Here is a 19,101-nt window from a genome sequence, read left to right as displayed (position 1 = left end):
GATGAAAAATATAAGTTTACTACCCACTAGAATAGTTAGAGAACCATTATTTTCTTTAAATAACTACAATAAAATTCCGCAAAAGAAAGAAGAACTAAACGATTTTATAGACTCATTATATTATAATGAAAAGTTTTCAGAAGCTGTTTATTTATCTTCTCCTAGTTTATATGAAGAATGGGGTAAAGTTGTAGAAAAAAATAAAGAGAGAGGTAAAATTAATGAGGCAATACTTAAGTATTTTTTAAGGTCGGTTTCTAATACAGTGCCTTTTGGGCTTTTTACTTCCTATAGTACCTTGACAGCAGAAAGTAATAAAAGAAATGAAAAAGAGTATAAAAGATATTCAAGCATAGATTTAGAGTACTTGTTAAATTTATTAAACCACCTTAACCAACACCCATTAATTATACAGACGGTAAAATATAGAAGAAATAATACGGTATACAAAGTAGGAGATAAATATAGATATATAGAACCAAAATTCTCTAACGGAAATATAAGCTACACACTCTCTTCTATTGATAGTGATGATTTAATTGATTACTTATTATCATATGAAAATGATATGATGACTTTTGGAGAGTTAAAAAAGATGATTTTAGATTTAGTTAATGGTGTTGAAGAAGAGGAGGTGAATGCTTATTTACTAGATTTAATAAACTCTAAAATTTATATAAGCTCTTTTGAAGCTCAATTGAATGAAGAAGACCTCTTGAGTCAGGTAGTTGATTTTTATAAGGAAAATGCCTTAATAATAGATAGAGATCAGGATTTAAAAATGATTTTTTTATCATTAAAAAAAGTTAAAGAAAAATTAATTGAGCTAGATAATAATGTTTTTAATCCTATAGATGTTTATAAAAGCGTTTTTGAAGAATTAAGAAAGGTAGGAGTGAACTTCAAAGAAAAATATGTTATAAACTCTAACTTTAAGAAGGTAGAAAACAATACGACTAACTTAAAAGAGGTAGACTTTAAGTTAAATAAATTAATGGGAGTTTTATCTAAAGTGTCTAAAAAAAATATAAAAGGAGACTCCAATTTAACTGTGTTTAAAAGAAATTTTTATAATAGATATGAAGATAAGGAAGTTGCTTTAGTAGAGGCTCTAGATAATGAATTGGGAATAGGATATTTACCTCATTTGAAAGATGAGGTGGTGTTTTCAGATTTGATAGATGATGTAACTATGCCTCAGGTTCGAAAAATAACATCAGAAAGAAAAGTAGAAACTAAAGTGCATAATTTTTGGCTTAACTTATTGTTTAAAAACCCAGAAAAAAAAGAAATAGACATCGCTCGAGAAGATTTAGGAGTGTTTGAGCAATCTAATGAGATAAAAAATGGAGCCTTTTCAATATCTTATTCTTATGCTAACGATAAAGTATATCTTAAACATGTTGGAGGAACTACAGGAACAAATTTAATAGGAAGATTTAGTAATAGCGATACGGAAGTCCAAGAGATGATAAATAAGGTTACTGACTTTGAAAAATCATTACTTAAAAATAAAATTGTAGCAGAAGTAATTCACCTACCTAACAATAGAGCAGGGAATATACTAATTAGAAAAGTAAATAGAGATGCAGAAGTAAGTATAATCTCTAAAGCTTCAGACAATACTAAAGTTATTGATGTAAATGACTTATATATTAGCTTAAAAAGGAATAGAATAGTTTTAAGATCTAAAAAAGAAAATAAAGAAGTGGTTCCTTTTTTAAGTTCAGCACAAAACTATCATTACAACTCACTACCAATTTATCATTTTTTATGTGATTTACAATCTCAAGATAGACAGAATGATTATTCAATAAATTTTGGAGGATTTAATATAGGGGATCTAGATTATTGTCCAAGAATAACTTATGGAAGTGATTTAGTGTTAAGAAAAGCAACTTGGTTACTAAAAAAAGAAAATTATAAAACAATAGAAGATCTAAAGGTAGATCTTTTAAAGAAAGAGATACCTAAACACATTTATATTATAAGTGGAGGAGAAGAAAAGATGATTATTGATATAGAAAATATTAATACACTAGAAATCTTATATAAAGAAATAGTAAAAAGCAAAATAGTTAGAGTTGCAGAGTGTGTTTATAATATGTGTGATACAACAAACACTTTCGCAAATGAATATATAGGGGTAGTTAAGTCTCAAAAAGAACTTGGAGTACTGAAAAACATATCTAAAATAAATGCTAATAAAGAAAAAGAATTTAATGATGTAAAACGAACTTTCATCTATGGAGATGAGTGGGTTTATTTTAAGTTATATACAGGAAGGATAACATCAGATCAGCTTTTAACAGAGAATATCTCAAGAGTAGCATCTAAATTAAAGGCAAAAGGAATTATAGATAAGTGGTTTTTCATTCGTTTCACAGATCCTGATTTTCATTTAAGATTAAGGTTTCATTTAAAAGATGAGAAAAATTACTCTGAAGTATCAAAAGTAGTTTATAACGAGCTTTCCGATTTATTAAAAGAGCACAAAATTTGGAAGTTAGATCTATCAACTTACAACAGAGAGCTAGAAAGATATCATTGGAAAAATATTGAAAACTCTGAAACAATATTTCATATAGATTCCGAATACACCATAGATATGCTAAAATTTTTGAAAGAAAAAGGAGAGAGTAAGAGGTGGCTTTTTGTACTGAAGTCTATAGACGACTTTTTTAATGCTTTTAATATTGACTTAGAAGAAAGACATAGAATAATAGATAGAATGTTTAATAGTTTTTGGGTAGAATATGGAAGAGTAAAAACGATAAAAAAAGATGTGAATAACAAGTTTAGGAAATTCAGAAAAGAAGTAAGTAACATTCTAAACATCTCAGACGGAGAATTAAATGAAATTTATGAGAAAAGATTTAAAGAGTTAGAAAAAATTCAGCTTAGTTCAGAAGTTAAAGAAAATTTAGATGATTTATTGTGGAGTTATATCCATATGCATGTAAATAGGTTTGTTCAAGCGAATCCAAGATTTCATGAACTTATAATGTATGGAATTTTAGAAAGGTATTATAACCAGGCAATCGGTATGAGGAAGTATAACCAAAAACAAGTTGAAAATGAAGCTTATTAGACAATATGATAAAATGGATTGTGGACCATCTTGTTTAGGAATGGTTGCCAATCATTACGGAAAAGATATTTCATTAAACTTTTTAAGAGAAAAATGTTATATCACTAAAGAAGGAGTTTCGTTATTGGGAATAGATGAGGCTGCCAAAAAAATAGGATTTGAAACTTTTTCAGCAACACTAGGCTTAGAAGAACTCAAGGATATAGATAACTTAAACTATCCGTGTATTCTACATTGGAACAACAACCATTTTGTAGTTCTTAAAAATCATAAAAAAACAAACCTATTAGGAGGTAAAAAGAAATGGCAAATAGCAGATCCAGCTCATGGTTTTGTGAATTTGAATGATGAGAAATTTTCAAAGTCATGGCTTGGAGAAAATGGTAAAGGAGTAGCATTGTTTTTAAAACCACAAAATAAGTTTGTAAACACTGAGTTTAAAAAACCAGAAAAAATATCATTAAAATATTTCTTAGACTTTTTTAAGAGCCATAGAAAAAAGCTAGTATTTGTTTTTGTGTTAATGCTTTTGGGAAGCTTGGTAAATATGATTTTTCCTTTCTTGACACAATACTTAATAGATAAAGGAATCGATAAAAAAGATGTAAACTATATTCAATACATTTTATTTTCTCAGTTAAGTTTATATCTAGGAGTAATTGTTATCGAGATTTTTAGGAACTGGTCTTTACTGGTTGTGGGAACTAAAATAAGTATTAAAATAATATCTGAGTTTTTATTAAAGACGCTAGATTTACCATTAAAATTCTTTGATTCAAAACTTATAGGTGATTTTCAACAAAGGATACAGGATAATGACAGGATAGAATATTTTTTAACATCACAATCAATAACTACATTTTTTTCAATGATTACTTTTTCAGTATTCTTTGGAGTGCTAGCATATTATAATTTGACAATCTTGATAATTTATACTTCGTTAACAGTTTTGTCTGTGCTATGGTCTCATTATTTTTTGAAGAAAAGAAAAATATTAGATTATAACAGGTTTATTGAAAATAGTAATAATCAAGAAACAATTTATGAGATATTAAATGGGGTAACAGAAATGAAGTTAAACTCTTTTGAAGAGTATAAGTGTAATCAATGGAAAACTGTTCAAGATAGGTTGTTTAATATAAATTTAAAAATATTAAGACTAGATCAAATTCAAACATCAGGATTTACATTTATAAACCATGTAAAAAACATTTTAGTCTCTTTTTATACCGCAATTTTGGTTGTAAATGGAGAAATGACCCTAGGGGTTTTATTAAGTATTTCTTATATAATAGGTATGATGAACTCTCCTGTTGATCAGTTAATTAATTTTTTAAGATCATTACAAGATGCAAAGTTAAGTTTGTCAAGATTAAATGAAGTACAAAATGAAGACCCTGAAGAAAAAGAATCTTATTCAGAGTTAAAACTATCTCAAGAAGATTCAAACAGAGGAATAAAGTTAAGTAATGTTTCTTTTCAATATGAAGGACCAAGGTCTCCTTTCGTTCTCAATAATATTGACTTGTATGTTCCTGATGGAAAAGTGACAGCTATTGTAGGAGCGAGTGGAAGTGGAAAAACGACACTAATGAAACTATTATTAAGGTTTTATAATTCCATTGGTGGACATATAAGCTATAATGACCAGAATATTTTAAATATTTCGCCAAAAAGTTTAAGAAAACATTGCGGTGTGGTTATGCAAGATGGTTTTATTTTTTCAGATACAATAAAAAGAAATATAGCAACTGCAGATGAAGAAATAGATTATAAAAGATTAAAAGAGGCTGCGAAAATAGCCAATATTGATGAGTATATTGATTCATTAGCACAAGGCTATGATACAAAGATAGGAGCTTCAGGTAGTGGTTTGTCTGGAGGACAGAAACAAAGAATCTTAATAGCTAGAGCAGTTTATAAAAACCCTCATTATATGTTTTTTGATGAAGCTACTTCCGCATTAGATGCTGAAAATGAAAAAGTTATTCACGATAATCTTTTTAACTTTTTTAAAGGTAGAACAGTTGTAATTATTGCTCACAGGTTAAGTACAGTAAAACATGCAGATCAGATTGTAGTATTAAAAAAAGGTAAAGTTAGCGAAGTAGGAAGTCATGATGAGCTAGTAGGTATAAAAGGAGATTACTTCAGTTTAGTAAAAAATCAATTAGAATTAGGAAGTTAACATGGATACAAATAATATAGTTTTAGAAATAGAAGATTCAATTAATAATAATTATAAGATATTGACTTCTATGGGAGTTGTCAACGGAGTAGCAGGAGTTTCTCTTTTTTATCATTGTAAAGGTGATTATGAAAAAAATATGTTTTTTCTTGAAAAAGCTATTAGTGGTTTAAACGAAGATTATAAGGGTAGTGATATTATAGCAGATATAATAGAGATAGGAGTTTTATTAGATTATTATGTGAAAGAAAACGTAATAAATAGAGAAGATGTAGAGTTTTATTTTGAAGGTTATGACCCAACTCTTCAAGATTTGTTAATAGACAAGTTGAAAGAAGATAATCTTAACCCTGTTACTGGAATTTTAAAATATGGAAATTACTTTGTAAATAGAGCTAAATATTCTGGTAGAAATTATGACGAATTATTTGTGTTAATTCTTGAAAAAATAGAAAAATTAGCAAAAGAAGATAAAAAAACAGATAGTATTTTTTGGGTTTCCAACATAGAAAGAGAAGGAAGGTTTTTGGTAGAGTTAGGAATAAAACATGGTGTTGCTGGAATTATAGATTTTTTAGTTGAATTGCATGAGTTAGGAGTAGAGAAAAAAAGAGTAAAAAAGTTAATTAAAAAGGCAGTAAAATATGTTGTTAATTCAAAATTAGAAAAAAGAACATTTATTTTTCCTTTCTGTACAGATGATGTAAAAGATGCAAAGTCTTTTTCTTTTGGTTTAAATTATGGAGATTTAGGAGTAGCTTATAGTTTGCATAAGGCTGCAAAAATATCTGGTTTAGAAGAAAGCAAAGAGCTTGTAGTTGAGACTTTAAAGAATGCATCAAAATTTAAAGATGATGAAAATAAGTATCTTACCGATGCTAATTTATTTTATGGTTCATTAGGGATAGCTTCTTTATTAAAAAAGTTTAGAAAAGAATTAGAAGAAGATTTTCTTAATGATTCAATAGACTACTGGTATACAAAAACAAAAGAACATAAAAGGCATGATAATGAATGGGCTGGGTTTGACACAACATTTAATAAGTTTGATATAAATGCTCAGTTGTCTATGTCACATGGAATTATAGGTGTAGGAACAGCACTTCTTAATTTTAATAAAGATTTAAATTTTGATTTTTTAACTTTTTTAGGATATAGTTTTTAAACATGTTCTAGAAGGTATAGGGTTGATAAACAGTGTTTAAGATTCTAAAATAGGGGTAAGCAGGAAAACTTAAACAGCCAGTTCACTTAATTGTTGTTTTCGGAAATCAGAAGGTGTAAACCCAGTATGATTTTTAAAAACACGGTTAAAGGAGGTTTTACTTTTAAAACCAGCTTCGTAGGCAATTGCTAAAATTTTATAATCTTTATAATCAGGATCTTTCATTATCTTTTGTGCTTCGTTTACTCTATACAGGTTGATGAACTGATAAAAATTTTGATCGAAACAAAGGTTTAAAACTTCAGATAGGTGGTGCTTGCTCATAGAGAGTTTAGAAGCTAATTCTGATTGATTAATTTCAAAATCAAGATAAGGCTTTTTTGTCTCCATGTAATCAAGAATCAATTTCATGTAGTAATCTTTATCTTTTTCTGTTAAAGAAGAATTTTTGTACTGAACAGTTTTTGGAGATTGTTCTTTTTTTACAGTGGCAAACTCTAGTATTTTGGCTTTTAAAGCTTTATTTTCGTTTTGAAGTAAGGAATTTGTTTTTTTAAATAGCTCACGGTCAGCTTCAATAGTTTTCTTTTTGCGGATATAAAAAAAGAGTAACCCTCCTAAAAAAAGAATTGAAACTCCGCCACTAATAAGCAAATTACTTTTTTTATTCTCAATAGAAGCTAAAGAATTTAATTTTGATTCTATATTCTGTTTTTCAGTATCGGAATCATGTTTTAAATCAAGAAGAGCAGCATTTGACTGTTCCTTTAATAAAACCTTCATTATTTCAGCATAATTTTCTTGTTCTTTATGAGAGTTTTTAAAATCACCTAATAACTTATAAGCTTTAGCTAAGTGTAAGTGAGCTTCCTTTTCTAGCTCAAGATCTTTTCTATTAGTAGCTATTACTAAAACTTCATTTAATAAAGGTATAGCTTTGTTAGCTTCTTGTTTTTTAACGTAAGACATTCCTAAATTAAGGAGAGCAACAGGTCTTTTAGGTAATCCGTTTTTTTTAGAGTATGCTAATGATTCTTTAGCTGTTTTTATAACCTTGTCCCACTCTTCTTGTTGAAAATAAGAATACCCAATATTATCAAGAGCAGCATTAACAGCTTGAACATTGTTTATGCTTTCAGCTAAGGTTTTCATTTTATGTAAATAGGCTAATGCTTTCTCGTAATTTTCTTTTTTAGTATAGCTGTTGCCTAGTCCGTTGTATGCCGCTAGTTTAATAATATCAGATACATTATTTTTTTCAGTCAAAGCAAGTACTTTTTCCATGTAAGTAATTACTTTATCAGGCTTGTCTATTTGACTGTAAACATTAGCAAGATTAACTAATATGTTAACTTCTGTTACTTCGTTATTGAGGTTAGCTTTATTAAAATCAAGAGCTTTATGGAACTCTACAAGAGCTTTTTCATAGGAATCAGTAACATTATAGTAGATACCATGATTTATAATAGATTTTATTTCTACGTCTTTTAACTCTTTAAAATTTTGAGTAATTAATAAAATAGAATCGTTATACTTTTTAAAATTTTCAACATTAGCTTTATTATAGGCTTCTCGAGAGAGGTTTAGGTAGTAGTTACACTTTTTTTTAGCTAAATCAATATTAGCTATGGTGTTGTTATGTGAAGGCTGACTCTCTTGGGCTTGGATAATAAAAGAAGAAAGTAATAATACACAAAAAACAAAGTAATGTATAGTTTTTAGCTTTGAGATAGGGGAATTAATTATCATACTAATTAAGTATTCTTATCAGCACTATTTCTAGTGAGTCATTGTAATAAAAAAATAAACACAAATGTAAGGTGTTTGTGTTTATTTTTCTAAAAATTATAGTAAACTAAACTGATTCTTTTTCTTTCTGAAATCAATTTTGTGAGATAGTTTTATCATTAAAGTATGGTTGTTTTCAATACGGTTTTCTTTTATAATTATGTATTGATTCATATATCCTATACTTAATGCCAAAGCACTATTTAAAGGAATATCAACAGCACCATAAATTCTGTTCTGACTAAAGTTTTTATTGTTTGCGTACTTGTCAACATCTAAAAATACTTGATTAGAGAATGATAAACCTATTATTGTTTTACCTTCTTTAGAACATATGATTGGTGTTTTTGTACTAAATACTAATCGTAATCGGTGTCTTGTTTTGTCTTTCATGATACGCTGTTCTAATAGCATTCCATAATTAACGGAAACTTTTTTAATTTTATTTTTTATGGTAAAGTACTCATAAATACGATGCTCTATTCTTTTCTTAGGAACAGGGTGTGCTCCATAAGGAAAGAGAACTACCCATTCATACCCAGCACCAAAACTTATATTTTTTAAGTGATCATAACTTGTACCAAGTCTTAATTTTGACTGCTGCCAGTCCTTAACAAAATTATGTCTACTCCAAGAGTATAAGGTTTCAAGATTGAATTTTTCAGTTAATTGATACTTGCCAGAATAGTACCACCATGAATTAAACTGGTCGGATTTTTGGGCATTACTCTTAAAAACTATAAATAGAAATACTACAGCTAGCAACTTTTTCATCATTGCCTAGAGTTTTTTACCTATAAAGCGAATCACACTTCCTTTGCCATTGTGGGAGTTTCCTTCATTCAAAAAAACTTCCTCTTCTTCTAAAACTTGAGTTTCAAAACCAGTAAAATCTTGTTGTATTTGTTCTACTGAAAAAAGCATATCTATATCTTTTGGCCCACCTATTTTTGGATTATCATTCTGATATTTTAAATGATTTTTACTGAACGCTTCGAATATTATGTATCCTCCAGATTTAAGAAGTGTAACTAATTTTTGATGAATTGCAGAAATTTTCCAAGCTGTAAAATGAGCGTAGATTAAACCAATAGCATCAAAAGATTCTTTTGGAAATTCAAGGTTTTGTATATCGCCTACAATATACTGTAGATCTATACCGAATTCGTTGGCTAATTTTAGAGCTTTACTTTTTCCTTCTATGCTCAAATCGGTAGCAGTAACATCCCAACCTAATTTTGAAGCGTATACACCATTTCTACCCTCTCCGTCAGCAGGTAATAAGATTTTTCCAGTTCTTATTTTTTGAAGCTCTTCTTTAAAAAATAAGTTGGGTTCTTTGCCATAGGCAAAGGTGGTGTTTTGATATTTTTCATTCCAAAACTCTTTATACTTTAAATCACCTTTTGTCATCATATTTTAATTTGATTTATATGATGTAAAAGTATATTTAGTCTAAGCCTCTAGGATAGGATAATTGTAAAGTAGTATTGTACTTATGTTAGTTTTTTTCTGAAAGCTTCAGGAGAGTAACCAGTATGTTTCTTAAAAAAACGTATAAAATAAGAAACATCTTCATAGCCTAAATGATATGCTATTTGATTTATTTGATTGGAAGATGCTAAAAGATACCTTTTAGATTCTAGTATAATTTGTTCATTAATAATTTCTGAAGCTGTTTTATCTAAAGTCTGTTTAGTTATAGTATTTAACTGGTAGTTAGATAGATTTAACATACTAGCATATTTAGAAACTTGTTTTATACTAGTAATATTTGTTTCTAATAAATGTAGAAATTTTTCAAGAGATTCTTGAATATATAGATCCTTAGTGTTAGAATCTTTATTGTTGGTGCTTTTTAACCTTAGTAGTTCTATAAAAAGAATATGAAGATTAGACTTTATAACTTCTTTATATGCTTCAGCTTTATCTTTATATTCTGAAAAAATAGAGGTCAATAAAAGGTTAATTCTTAAAAAAAAGTCTTCTTCTAGTTGATAGTAATTTGAAGTACTTACTTTTTGTAATAGAGAATTCATTCTTTTATCAAAAGGATAGTAAAAATCAGTATTAAACTGAATCATAAAACCTTCGCTGTTACTTTTTAATTCTAATTCGTGCACTTGACCAGGGCGGACTATAAAAACAGTATAATCTGTAACATCATAACTAATAAAATCTATTTCATGGTTTCCTATCCCCTTTTTTAATGCTAAAAAGAAGTAAAAATCGTGCCTGTGAAGCTCGTGAACCATATCTTTTCCGTTAAGAAGTTCCTGAAGATCCTTAATCATAAAATCACCAGATAGGTTAGGTTCTTTTTGAGAAGTCTTTAAATGTCTTACGGGGATGGTTTTCATGATATTAGAATGAAACTAAAGCAACACAAATTTAAGTAGAAAAAGAGCAAGGAATAATAAGTAATTCTAAAAAATAAAAAAGTCCTACAAATCATTTGATTTTTAGGACTTTTTAGTCGGGGTGGCAGGATTCGAACCTGCGACCTCCTGCTCCCAAAGCAGGCGCGATGACCGGGCTACGCTACACCCCGAAAAGTGTAAAATTCGTAGTGTAGTTTATCTCGATAAAAATGAGAGGCTACACCCCGAATAATTGGGACTGCAAATGTAGAAAAAAAAAGCAAACAACAAATAAAAAAATGAAATATTTATTAAATAATTTGATTTTATAAGACGATAGTTAAAATATATTTAAAAGCAGATAACTAGAAATAAAAAAAAATTACATTTGTAACTTCAAAAATTCAAGATAATGGCAGAAAAAATTAAATGTTTGATTATTGGGTCTGGTCCAGCAGGTTACACAGCAGCTATTTATGCAGCGAGAGCAGACATGAAACCAGTTATGTATACAGGAATGCAAATGGGAGGACAATTAACTACGACAACTGAGGTAGATAATTTCCCAGGATATCCAAAAGGTACTGATGGTACAGCAATGATGGAAGATTTAAAAAGTCAAGCAGAGCGTTTCGGAACAGATGTTCGTTTTGGAATGGTTACTAAAGTAGAGCTTTCTAAAGAAGAAGGAGGAACTCATAAAGTAACTGTAGATGAATCGACAGAAATAGAAGCGCAAACTATAATTATATCTACAGGAGCAACTGCAAAATATTTAGGATTAGAAAGCGAGCAACGTTTAATTGGTGGTGGAGTTTCAGCTTGTGCTACTTGTGATGGTTTCTTTTATAAAGGACAAGATGTTGTTGTTGTTGGAGCAGGAGATACTGCAGCAGAAGAAGCAACATACTTAGCAAATATTTGTAGTAAAGTTACTATGTTAGTACGTAAAGATTATATGCGTGCTTCTAAAGCAATGCAACACCGTGTTAACAAAACAGAAAATATTACTGTTATGTATAATACTGAAATTGATGAGGTATTAGGAGAAAATGTTGTTGAAGGAGTTCGTGCTGTTAATAACCAAACTGGTGAAAAAACAGAAATTCCTGTAACAGGTGTATTTATTGCGATAGGTCACAAACCAAACTCTGATTTATTCAAAGGTTTATTAGATATGGATGAAACAGGATATTTAATAACAAAAGGTAAATCTACCAAAACAAACTTACCAGGAGTTTTTGCCGCTGGTGATATTCAAGATAAAGAATACCGTCAAGCAGTAACAGCAGCAGGTACAGGTTGTATGGCTGCTTTAGACGCAGAACGTTATTTAGGAGCTTTAGAATAGACTATAAAGTTATATAAAACAAAAAAGGGTACGTATTAGCGTACCCTTTTTATTTTATTTAGAATTTTGTCCACTTTCTTTAATAACCCTTCTAATCCAATCGTTAGGAATCATGTCTATGGTAAGGTTTATACGTTCTTCATCACCATTATTAATAACTTTATGAGGATCGGTAAGTCTCATATACCAACATTCTCCCGGTTTCATAATTACGGGAGTGTTATTTAAATAAAAAGTTACATTTTCATTGTTAAGAATAGGTATTGTAAGCCGAATTACTGATCTTTCAACCTCTAAACCTAAGGTAGGGTCCGTATGTTCTTTAACTGTTGAATGTGGAGCTAATCGAAGTAATCGTACTAAAGTTACTGTAGTATTTTCTTTAAAAAAATCAATAACACTAGTCAAATATGGAGACTTTTTTAAAGCATTAGTATCTAACCAATCTGTCCACGAACCATCAGCATAATCTTCTGCAGGAGGAGGGAAAGGTAATGATGTATCAACTAGGTGTGCAGGCGAGCGTAAAGCAATTACATTATAATATTCAAAATTATCCAATTGTAAAGCTTTAGCTTCTTCAAGCATTTTGGTTGTATCAAAGTTAAAAGGCAGCTTAATACGATCACTAAAAGTATTACTTGTTTTAGTAGTAACTGTTTCCATAGACGTATGTTTATAAAAGTTTAGGTTAGTATATTGTAAAACTACAAAAAGTTAAACTTTCTTCACAAGTGTTACATTTTGATAAAGTTAATTCTTCTGTTTTAATTTTAGGAACTAAAGTTATTAGTAGTAACTCTTAAGCTCTTTTAGAGAGTATTATTTAACTGCATGTGTAAAATAGGATAAGGTTTTCCTGTAGTGTCTAGCCCTGAACGGTTGATAGTTTTAAAACCAAAATGTTGGTAGAAACCAACAGCCTGCTCATTTTGTTCATTTACATCTACCTTATCTACATTCAATTTGTCAATTGAGTATTCTAATAAGGCTTTACCTACCTTTTTACCTCTATATTCAGGGTGGATAAAAAGCATTTCTAAATTTTGTTCAGCAACACCTAAAAAACCTACTATTTTATTATTGATTTTAATACACTTTAATTCTACTGCATCCAAATACGTATTCAAAATAAGAGGTTTAAAATAAGCGATGTCTTCTTCTTTTAAAAAATGATGTGTAGCTCTAACGGAAGCTTCCCATACATCAACTACTTCTTGATATTCAGTTTTGTTTATAGTATCTATTTTATAATTCACTTTTTCAATTTTTACTCAAGCTATAAAAATACAAAAAGCGACTTTGATGATCTATCAGAGTCGCTTTTTTTTTGCTAAAAGAGGTAATACTTTAAAGTGATATATGTTTGTCTTTTAATTTCGAGTAAACTTATAAAGAAACTATAGTTTAGTATGTAAAAGAAAGGTCAGGCTTAGATATATAAGTACCTGTATTAGTTTTGAAAACAGATTCAACTTTATTGGTTGCTTTATACTGTTGATATATGTTGTTTTTAATAACAGTGTTCAAAAAACTATCATAGGTATCTATACCATTATATTTTTTTACTTCAATTTGTTCTATGTTTAGATCACCTGTATTATAATAATTGGTAATATTCCATGACTTTAATTCATCAGGTAATTGAGGTAACATAATCTCACTAGTCTCTTGACTATCAAAGAGAACATCCCAAGTATAAAATGAATCATTATCAACAAGATCCATAGTTATTTTTCCAATATTATGAGTTGTACCTGTTTTGTTTAGGTAGAATGTTCTATTAGTATTAGAGTATGTATAATCAATACTCCAATTTGGAGCATTATAATTTTCTAAGGGTTCTCCTATAGCCTCAACATGATAATTTTCCATTGTAGCTTTATAACTGTAATTATAAAAGTTTGTGTTGAAAGCGTAACTGTAACCAGAACTATTCATAATTGTAGAGTTTTGATTACCATTTGCCCATATGCGATGTTTTATGTCATTTTCTAAATCGGAGGCATTAAGATACCCGTACAGAGTTAAATAAGAAGATTTGTTAGGGTCTTGAATAGATGAACTATTAAAGTAACGTGTTTCAACTCCATTAGTACTGAAGTTATTGAAGTCTAGATAGAAATCTGAATTTAAAGGCTTATTAATAAATTGATAAGTATAGTTATTATTAATAGTATTGTAATCATATATGTAGTACTGACTTGATACAACATCTGTGTAATTAAGATTATAATCTTCAATATAAAATCCATTTTCAGGGTCATATGAAGAACTATAGTCAGAACCTTCTCCTATAATAGATGTTCCAATAGGCATTTCAGATGTTTGATAAGTATTCTGTGATGAAACATTCCTACTTTCAGGAACCTTAAGGTCAATTTTATCTAGAGAGGAACGTTTAATGTTTTGTATAGTTTTAATAATGGATGTTTCTCCTACGCCCCTGTATAGGTAAGCAAAATTAAGAGAGTATTCTTCGTCAGGAAGAATATCAGTGAGAGTGTTAATTTTAATCTGAGAAGAAGTATTATTTTTTAGAGACTTTAAAGCTAGTAACTCACCTGTTTTTTTAGAGGTGAATACGTAAAACTCCGAAATAGATGGGTTAACAAAGTTATTAGGGACATTTATTTTTAGTAACAATCTTTTAATGATAAAATCGAGCTCTTGTACTGATTGGTTGCCTAATTTATCTATAGCAGTAACTTTAATAGTGGTATTACCAGTTTCATAGTTATCAGGGTTAAAGTCTAAATTTAAATTATTATTTTCAGCCTTTATTATTAAAGAGTCGTTCACAAAAACTTTAAGAGAGTCAACATTAGAATAAACATCATTTGTAGTTATAGAAAATAAGGTAACTTCATCAATTATATTATTTTGTATAGAAGGCCCATCTATATTAATTTCAGGCCCAGTATTATCAACTAAAAATAATGTATTATGGGTAGTAGTGTTTGTGGCTTGATCAGAAGCTGTAATATTTAAACTGTTCTGACCATCTTCTAAAATTGAACTATCAATATTAATAGCATAAGTAATACTATCTATAGCAGTAGTCTCTATTTCAGTGTCATTAACTTTAACTTTTAAAGAAATGATTTCTTTGTCGTCATTTGCTTTAAAAGTAAATAGGTTATCATTCCCTTTAATAACTGTATTAGTCTCAAGAGTAACTTCTGTAATTGTAGGCTTTTCATTATCAACAATTATCTCTTTTTCTATTGAGCTAGTATTATCAGATAAATCTGTAGCAGTTACTTTTAAGATATATTTAGTTTGTGTTTTATTTAAACGAATTCCTTTATTTAATTTTTTAGCATACTGGTTTAAGTCTACGCTTATTTTAAAAGGGGAATTTGTATCTTCTCCTACTTTTGTATTGTCTAAAAAAGCTTCAACTTTACTTACCCCTTTTGCATCTTTTGCATCAATTTCTATTTCAATAATGTTTCCTACAATAGGAGGTTCTTCATTGTCATCTTGAGTTATGCCTTTAATAATAAAGTCAATAGTTGGCGGTGTGGTATCTGGGGTTACTTCAACGTCATTATTACACGAGATGTGAAGTATTATTAATATAAGTAAAGCTTTTAGGTTAATGGTTTTGATCATTTTATTCATAGCAATTAATTTACGTGTGTGTGTTCTTTTTTAACTTGTAAAAGTTCTGCACAAAGGCAAAAAGTATATTCTTCATAGCAAAAAAGAAGTTGGGATAAAAATAGGATAAGTTTTATTGATCTCAAAAAAAGATTTGAAAAAGAAGTAAATAAGTTTAAAAGAGTAAAAAAATATAGAATATTATAAGTTTAAGATGTATAACAGATGTAAGTGTTATAGAGACCTATCAACTTCCTCTATTTCAAGATCATTAATACTAGCATATCTTTTTTTCATTTGTCCGTTATCATCAAACTCCCAGTTTTCATTACCATAAGCCCTAAACCATTTGCCTTCTTTGTTTTGATATTCATATTCAAAACGCACAGCAATTCTGTTTTCACTATGTGCCCAATACTCTTTTTTCAGTTTATAATTAAGCTCATTTTGCCATTTTTTACTCAAGAAGTTAATAATTTCTTCTCTACCATTAACAAAGGTGTCTCTATTTCTCCATTCACTATCAACAGTGTAAGCTAATGCTATCTTTTCAGGATTTTGAGAATTCCAAGCATCTTCTGCGAGTTGAATTTTTTGTTTAGCAGTTTCGAGGGTAAAAGGAGGTAGTGGATGTTTCTGTTCCATAATAATTATAGTAAGTTTTGTATGATTTTTTTTGATTTATATACTATTTCATTTGATTTGAAGAGTTGACTTTCAATAATAGCACTTTCAAAAAGCAGATAAATATGTGTAGCAAGTAATTCATTATCTATTAACTCTTGAAAAAAGTTGTTCAATTCTTTTTTATGTAATTGAATTACGGTTAATATACCCTCTTGTTCTTTAGATATTTCTGATAGAATATTTAGAAAGCTACAACCTCTAAAATTTTCTTTTGTATTCATATAAGCTATAAAATCGAATGCTAGCAATACTCTATCTTTTAAATTTTTACTTTTTGAAGTATACTTAAAGAGTTCTTTAAACCAAAGCTCGTGCCTGTTATTTAAGAAATCAATACACAAAGCATCCTTTGATTTAAAGTGCTGATAAAAACTTGCTTTAGCAACTTTAGCCTCTTTTATAACTTGATTAATACCTGTACTGTTATAACCTTGTTGATGAAATAAATGTGCAACTGTTTCTAATATTCGTTCTCTGGGACTACTCATATCTCTTAATTTATGTCAAAGTTACAGAGTTTAAAAAGAACAGACAAGTCTGTTCGGTGTTTTAACATTTTAGCGAATGAAATAAGAGCAAATTTAATTTGGAACAATCGTTCTAATATACGTATGTTTGTAAATGGAATGATTGTTCTATAATTAATTATTAACTAAAAATAAAAACAATGAGTACATTAAAAGGAAAAATAGCAGTTGTAACTGGCGGAAACAGTGGTATTGGGTTTGCATCTGCTAAAGAATTAAAAAATCAAGGAGCAACAGTAATTATTACAGGAAGAAATTCTGAAAAAGTAGAAGAGGCATCACAAAAACTAGGAGTAAAAGGAATTGTTGCTGATGTAAAAAGTCTTTCAGCTATTGAAAACTTAGTAGAACAGGTTAAGAGAGACTTCAATAAAGTTGATATACTATTTGTAAATGCGGGTATTTTTCAACCAGCACCTGTTGGAAGTATAAGTGAAGAAATGTTTGATCATCAAATGGCTATTAACTTTAAAGGAGCTGTATTTACTACAGAAAAATTCTTACCCATTTTAAATGAGGGAGCATCAATTATAAATTTATCATCTATAAATGCTTATACCGGAATGCCAAATACAGCTGTATATGCAGCATCAAAAGCAGCGTTAAACTCATATACACGAACGGCAGCTACTGAATTAGCTTCGAGAAGAATACGAATTAACTCAGTTAATCCTGGTCCAGTAGCTACTCCAATTTTTGGAAAAACAGGAATGGAAGAAGAACAATTGCAAGGTTTTGCGCAAACCATTGAAAATCGTGTTCCTTTAAAACGATTCGGACGACCAGAAGAGGTGGCAAAGTTGGTGTCTTTTTTAGCATCTGACAATGCTTCTTTTATTACAGGAAGTGAGTATAATATTGATGGAGGGATAAACATCAATCCATTAATGAGTTAAATTTTTTTGAATATATTTGGAATGATAGTTCCAGTATGGTAATTTTGTGGAAGTGTTAATCGCTTCCACATTTTTATATGCCAAGAGTTAAATCATTTAATGAAAAAGAAGTACTAACCAAAGCAATGTGTTTGTTTTGGAAACAAGGGTATTCTGCTACCTCCGTACAAGATTTGGTAAGTCACTTAGGAATAAACAGAGCAAGTTTATATGATACCTTTGGAGATAAAGAACAACTATTTAAAAAGTCTTTCGAGCTTTATAGAGCTACTACCAAAAAAGGGCTAATAGAATTTTTTCAAAGTCATCCAAATGTTAAAGAAGGCTTTGCTGAGCTTTTTAATAAAGCAATACAAGAAGCTATTGCAGATACTGATAAAAAAGGGTGTTTTGTGGTAAATGCCACGACAGAACTTATTCCAAATGATGAAAGTTTACAAAAAGTCTTGATAGAAAATAAGCGAGATTTTGAAAACTTATTTTATGAATATTTGAAGGAGGGTAAGGAAAAGGGACAATTAAAAAATAGTGAAAATTTAAGAGCTATTGCTTCTCTTCTTTACACACTTTATAATGGTATTCGAGTTGTTTCTAAAGTAGATCCTACTAACAAAGAGTTATCTAATTCTATAAATGTAGCCTTGTCTTTACTTACTTAGTTTTAAAATTCGAAAAGCTCCTTGAATTACTAAAACAAAAACAATGGTTCCAATAATCAAATCAGGTTTGCTCGAACTTAACCAATTTACCAAAAGTCCAGCGATTATAACTCCTAAATTGATAATCACGTCATTCGAGGTAAAAATCATACTCGCTTTCATATGTGCCTCTTCTTTGCTTTTTGACTTTTGCAAAATGTAAAGACAAATTCCGTTTGCGATAAGTGCAAAAATCGAAACGATAATCATTGTCGAAAAATCGGGAAGTTTCTCGTCTCCGAAAAATCTTCTTAAAACTTCCACAAATCCAATAATCGCAAGTGTGATTTGAAAATATCCAGCAAGTTTTGCAATCCGCTTTTTCTTAATCAACGTTCCGCCAACTGCAAACAAGCTAATTCCGTAAACGAAACTGTCGGCAAGCATATCCAGGCTGTCGGCAACAAGTCCCATTGATTTTGAGATTATTCCTGTTGTCATTTCGATAATAAAAAAGACAAAATTTATCGCCAGTACAATCCAAAGTAGCTTTTTTTGGTTGGTGTTTTCTACAAAATCTTTTTCGTTGGTTTCTTCGGTCGAGATTTTCTTTCCGCCTAATTTTAATTCGATAATTGACTTTTCAATTTGGTCGTTATGACCATCGTGAAAAACGGTCAATTTTCGGTTTGGAATGTCAAAATCAAGATTTTTGATTTCTTGAATTCCGTCCAGTTTCATTCGGATTAGATTTTCCTCTGAAGGACAATCCATCTTACTGATTTCAAATATCGTTTTGTTCAT

At 29.4% G+C, this 19,101-nt stretch carries 16 protein-coding genes and 1 tRNA gene; 6 read left to right on the top strand and 11 right to left on the bottom strand.

Annotation, left to right across the window (positions count from 1 at the left end; all coding sequences use genetic code 11):
- Position 1: 1 nt before the first annotated feature.
- The 3 genes from VCM48_RS06630 to VCM48_RS06620 are packed head-to-tail and all read left to right on the top strand — an operon-like array spanning position 2 to position 6,444.
- Entirely contained in the window at positions 2 to 3,091 is a 3,090-nt protein-coding gene (locus VCM48_RS06630; RefSeq protein WP_482272057.1) for a lantibiotic dehydratase, read from the top strand.
- Positions 3,078 to 5,279: a peptidase domain-containing ABC transporter gene (locus tag VCM48_RS06625; RefSeq protein ID WP_482272056.1), complete on the top strand. Its 2,202-nt coding sequence runs from the start codon at positions 3,078 to 3,080 to the stop codon at positions 5,277 to 5,279. The genes VCM48_RS06630 and VCM48_RS06625 overlap by 14 nt, the downstream gene beginning before the upstream one ends.
- Before the next feature lies 1 nt (position 5,280).
- Positions 5,281 to 6,444: a lanthionine synthetase LanC family protein gene (locus VCM48_RS06620; protein ID WP_482272055.1), complete on the top strand. Its 1,164-nt coding sequence runs from the start codon at positions 5,281 to 5,283 to the stop codon at positions 6,442 to 6,444.
- Between the two features lie 69 nt (positions 6,445 to 6,513).
- On the opposite strand, the gene VCM48_RS06615 is transcribed toward VCM48_RS06620, so the two are convergent.
- From VCM48_RS06615 to VCM48_RS06595, 5 genes are all read right to left on the bottom strand, one after another.
- The gene (locus tag VCM48_RS06615; protein ID WP_482272054.1) at positions 6,514 to 8,193 is read right to left on the bottom strand and encodes a helix-turn-helix domain-containing protein; all 1,680 of its coding nucleotides are present in this window, start codon (positions 8,191 to 8,193) and stop codon (positions 6,514 to 6,516) included.
- Between the two features lie 96 nt (positions 8,194 to 8,289).
- A complete protein-coding gene (locus VCM48_RS06610; protein ID WP_482272053.1) occupies positions 8,290 to 9,009 on the bottom strand; it encodes a DUF2490 domain-containing protein in 720 nt (239 codons plus the stop codon).
- 3 nt (positions 9,010 to 9,012) lie between these two features.
- Positions 9,013 to 9,648, bottom strand: a complete 636-nt coding sequence (locus VCM48_RS06605) for a class I SAM-dependent methyltransferase (protein ID WP_482272052.1) — start codon at positions 9,646 to 9,648, stop codon at positions 9,013 to 9,015.
- Positions 9,649 to 9,728: 80 nt separating this feature from the next.
- Complete coding sequence (locus VCM48_RS06600) at positions 9,729 to 10,592, bottom strand: AraC family transcriptional regulator (RefSeq protein ID WP_482272051.1); 864 nt, start codon at positions 10,590 to 10,592, stop codon at positions 9,729 to 9,731.
- A 116-nt stretch (positions 10,593 to 10,708) separates the two neighbouring features.
- Positions 10,709 to 10,783: transfer RNA gene (locus VCM48_RS06595), tRNA-Pro, on the bottom strand.
- Positions 10,784 to 11,004: 221 nt separating this feature from the next.
- On the opposite strand from VCM48_RS06595, the gene trxB reads away from it, so the two are divergent.
- Positions 11,005 to 11,943: a thioredoxin-disulfide reductase gene (gene trxB / locus VCM48_RS06590; protein ID WP_440122437.1), complete on the top strand. Its 939-nt coding sequence runs from the start codon at positions 11,005 to 11,007 to the stop codon at positions 11,941 to 11,943.
- 54 nt (positions 11,944 to 11,997) lie between these two features.
- On the opposite strand, the gene VCM48_RS06585 is transcribed toward trxB, so the two are convergent.
- The 5 genes from VCM48_RS06585 to VCM48_RS06565 all read right to left on the bottom strand — a co-directional run bounded on the left by VCM48_RS06585 (position 11,998) and on the right by VCM48_RS06565 (position 16,724).
- Complete coding sequence (locus VCM48_RS06585) at positions 11,998 to 12,609, bottom strand: aspartyl/asparaginyl beta-hydroxylase domain-containing protein (RefSeq protein WP_482272050.1); 612 nt, start codon at positions 12,607 to 12,609, stop codon at positions 11,998 to 12,000.
- A 146-nt stretch (positions 12,610 to 12,755) separates the two neighbouring features.
- Positions 12,756 to 13,202 carry a GNAT family N-acetyltransferase gene (locus VCM48_RS06580; RefSeq protein WP_482272049.1) on the bottom strand — a complete coding sequence of 149 codons (447 nt, stop codon included), beginning with the start codon at positions 13,200 to 13,202 and terminating at the stop codon, positions 12,756 to 12,758.
- 148 nt (positions 13,203 to 13,350) lie between these two features.
- Complete coding sequence (locus tag VCM48_RS06575; protein WP_482272048.1) at positions 13,351 to 15,570, bottom strand: Ig-like domain-containing protein; 2,220 nt, start codon at positions 15,568 to 15,570, stop codon at positions 13,351 to 13,353.
- Positions 15,571 to 15,783: 213 nt separating this feature from the next.
- Positions 15,784 to 16,194, bottom strand: coding sequence for a DUF1348 family protein (locus VCM48_RS06570; RefSeq protein ID WP_482272047.1), 411 nt, complete (start codon positions 16,192 to 16,194; stop codon positions 15,784 to 15,786).
- Positions 16,195 to 16,199: 5 nt separating this feature from the next.
- On the bottom strand, positions 16,200 to 16,724 hold the full coding sequence (locus tag VCM48_RS06565) for a TetR/AcrR family transcriptional regulator (RefSeq protein WP_099214005.1): 525 nt from the start codon (positions 16,722 to 16,724) through the stop codon (positions 16,200 to 16,202).
- Between the two features lie 179 nt (positions 16,725 to 16,903).
- On the opposite strand from VCM48_RS06565, the gene VCM48_RS06560 reads away from it, so the two are divergent.
- Both VCM48_RS06560 and VCM48_RS06555 read left to right on the top strand, forming a co-directional pair.
- On the top strand, positions 16,904 to 17,659 hold the full coding sequence (locus VCM48_RS06560; protein WP_482272046.1) for an SDR family oxidoreductase: 756 nt from the start codon (positions 16,904 to 16,906) through the stop codon (positions 17,657 to 17,659).
- Positions 17,660 to 17,736: 77 nt separating this feature from the next.
- Complete coding sequence (locus VCM48_RS06555) at positions 17,737 to 18,318, top strand: TetR/AcrR family transcriptional regulator (RefSeq protein WP_482272045.1); 582 nt, start codon at positions 17,737 to 17,739, stop codon at positions 18,316 to 18,318.
- Here VCM48_RS06555 and VCM48_RS06550 read toward each other — a convergent pair.
- Positions 18,307 to 19,101 (bottom strand): cation efflux transmembrane domain-containing protein, encoded by a 795-nt coding sequence (locus VCM48_RS06550; protein ID WP_253057082.1) that lies wholly within the window; start codon positions 19,099 to 19,101, stop codon positions 18,307 to 18,309. The genes VCM48_RS06555 and VCM48_RS06550 overlap by 12 nt on opposite strands.

Source organism: Tenacibaculum sp. DPLXC6, assembly GCF_056815515.1.
Note: the sequence above shows the minus strand (reverse complement) of the source record. Positions and strands in the feature narration are given on the sequence as shown.

Excerpts from the sequence above, each read along its gene's own strand:
- VCM48_RS06630 (WP_482272057.1), top strand. The coding sequence starts at position 2 with ATGAAAAATATAAGTTTACTACCCACTAGAATAGTTAGAGAACCATTA.
- VCM48_RS06625 (WP_482272056.1), top strand. The coding sequence starts at position 3,078 with ATGAAGCTTATTAGACAATATGATAAAATGGATTGTGGACCATCTTGT.
- VCM48_RS06620 (WP_482272055.1), top strand. The coding sequence starts at position 5,281 with ATGGATACAAATAATATAGTTTTAGAAATAGAAGATTCAATTAATAAT.
- VCM48_RS06615 (WP_482272054.1), bottom strand. The coding sequence starts at position 8,193 with ATGATAATTAATTCCCCTATCTCAAAGCTAAAAACTATACATTACTTT.
- VCM48_RS06610 (WP_482272053.1), bottom strand. The coding sequence starts at position 9,009 with ATGATGAAAAAGTTGCTAGCTGTAGTATTTCTATTTATAGTTTTTAAG.
- VCM48_RS06605 (WP_482272052.1), bottom strand. The coding sequence starts at position 9,648 with ATGATGACAAAAGGTGATTTAAAGTATAAAGAGTTTTGGAATGAAAAA.
- VCM48_RS06600 (WP_482272051.1), bottom strand. The coding sequence starts at position 10,592 with ATGAAAACCATCCCCGTAAGACATTTAAAGACTTCTCAAAAAGAACCT.
- trxB (WP_440122437.1), top strand. The coding sequence starts at position 11,005 with ATGGCAGAAAAAATTAAATGTTTGATTATTGGGTCTGGTCCAGCAGGT.
- VCM48_RS06585 (WP_482272050.1), bottom strand. The coding sequence starts at position 12,609 with ATGGAAACAGTTACTACTAAAACAAGTAATACTTTTAGTGATCGTATT.
- VCM48_RS06575 (WP_482272048.1), bottom strand. The coding sequence starts at position 15,570 with ATGAATAAAATGATCAAAACCATTAACCTAAAAGCTTTACTTATATTA.
- VCM48_RS06570 (WP_482272047.1), bottom strand. The coding sequence starts at position 16,194 with ATGGAACAGAAACATCCACTACCTCCTTTTACCCTCGAAACTGCTAAA.
- VCM48_RS06565 (WP_099214005.1), bottom strand. The coding sequence starts at position 16,724 with ATGAGTAGTCCCAGAGAACGAATATTAGAAACAGTTGCACATTTATTT.
- VCM48_RS06560 (WP_482272046.1), top strand. The coding sequence starts at position 16,904 with ATGAGTACATTAAAAGGAAAAATAGCAGTTGTAACTGGCGGAAACAGT.
- VCM48_RS06555 (WP_482272045.1), top strand. The coding sequence starts at position 17,737 with ATGCCAAGAGTTAAATCATTTAATGAAAAAGAAGTACTAACCAAAGCA.
- VCM48_RS06550 (WP_253057082.1), bottom strand. The coding sequence starts at position 19,101 with ATGAACAAAACGATATTTGAAATCAGTAAGATGGATTGTCCTTCAGAG.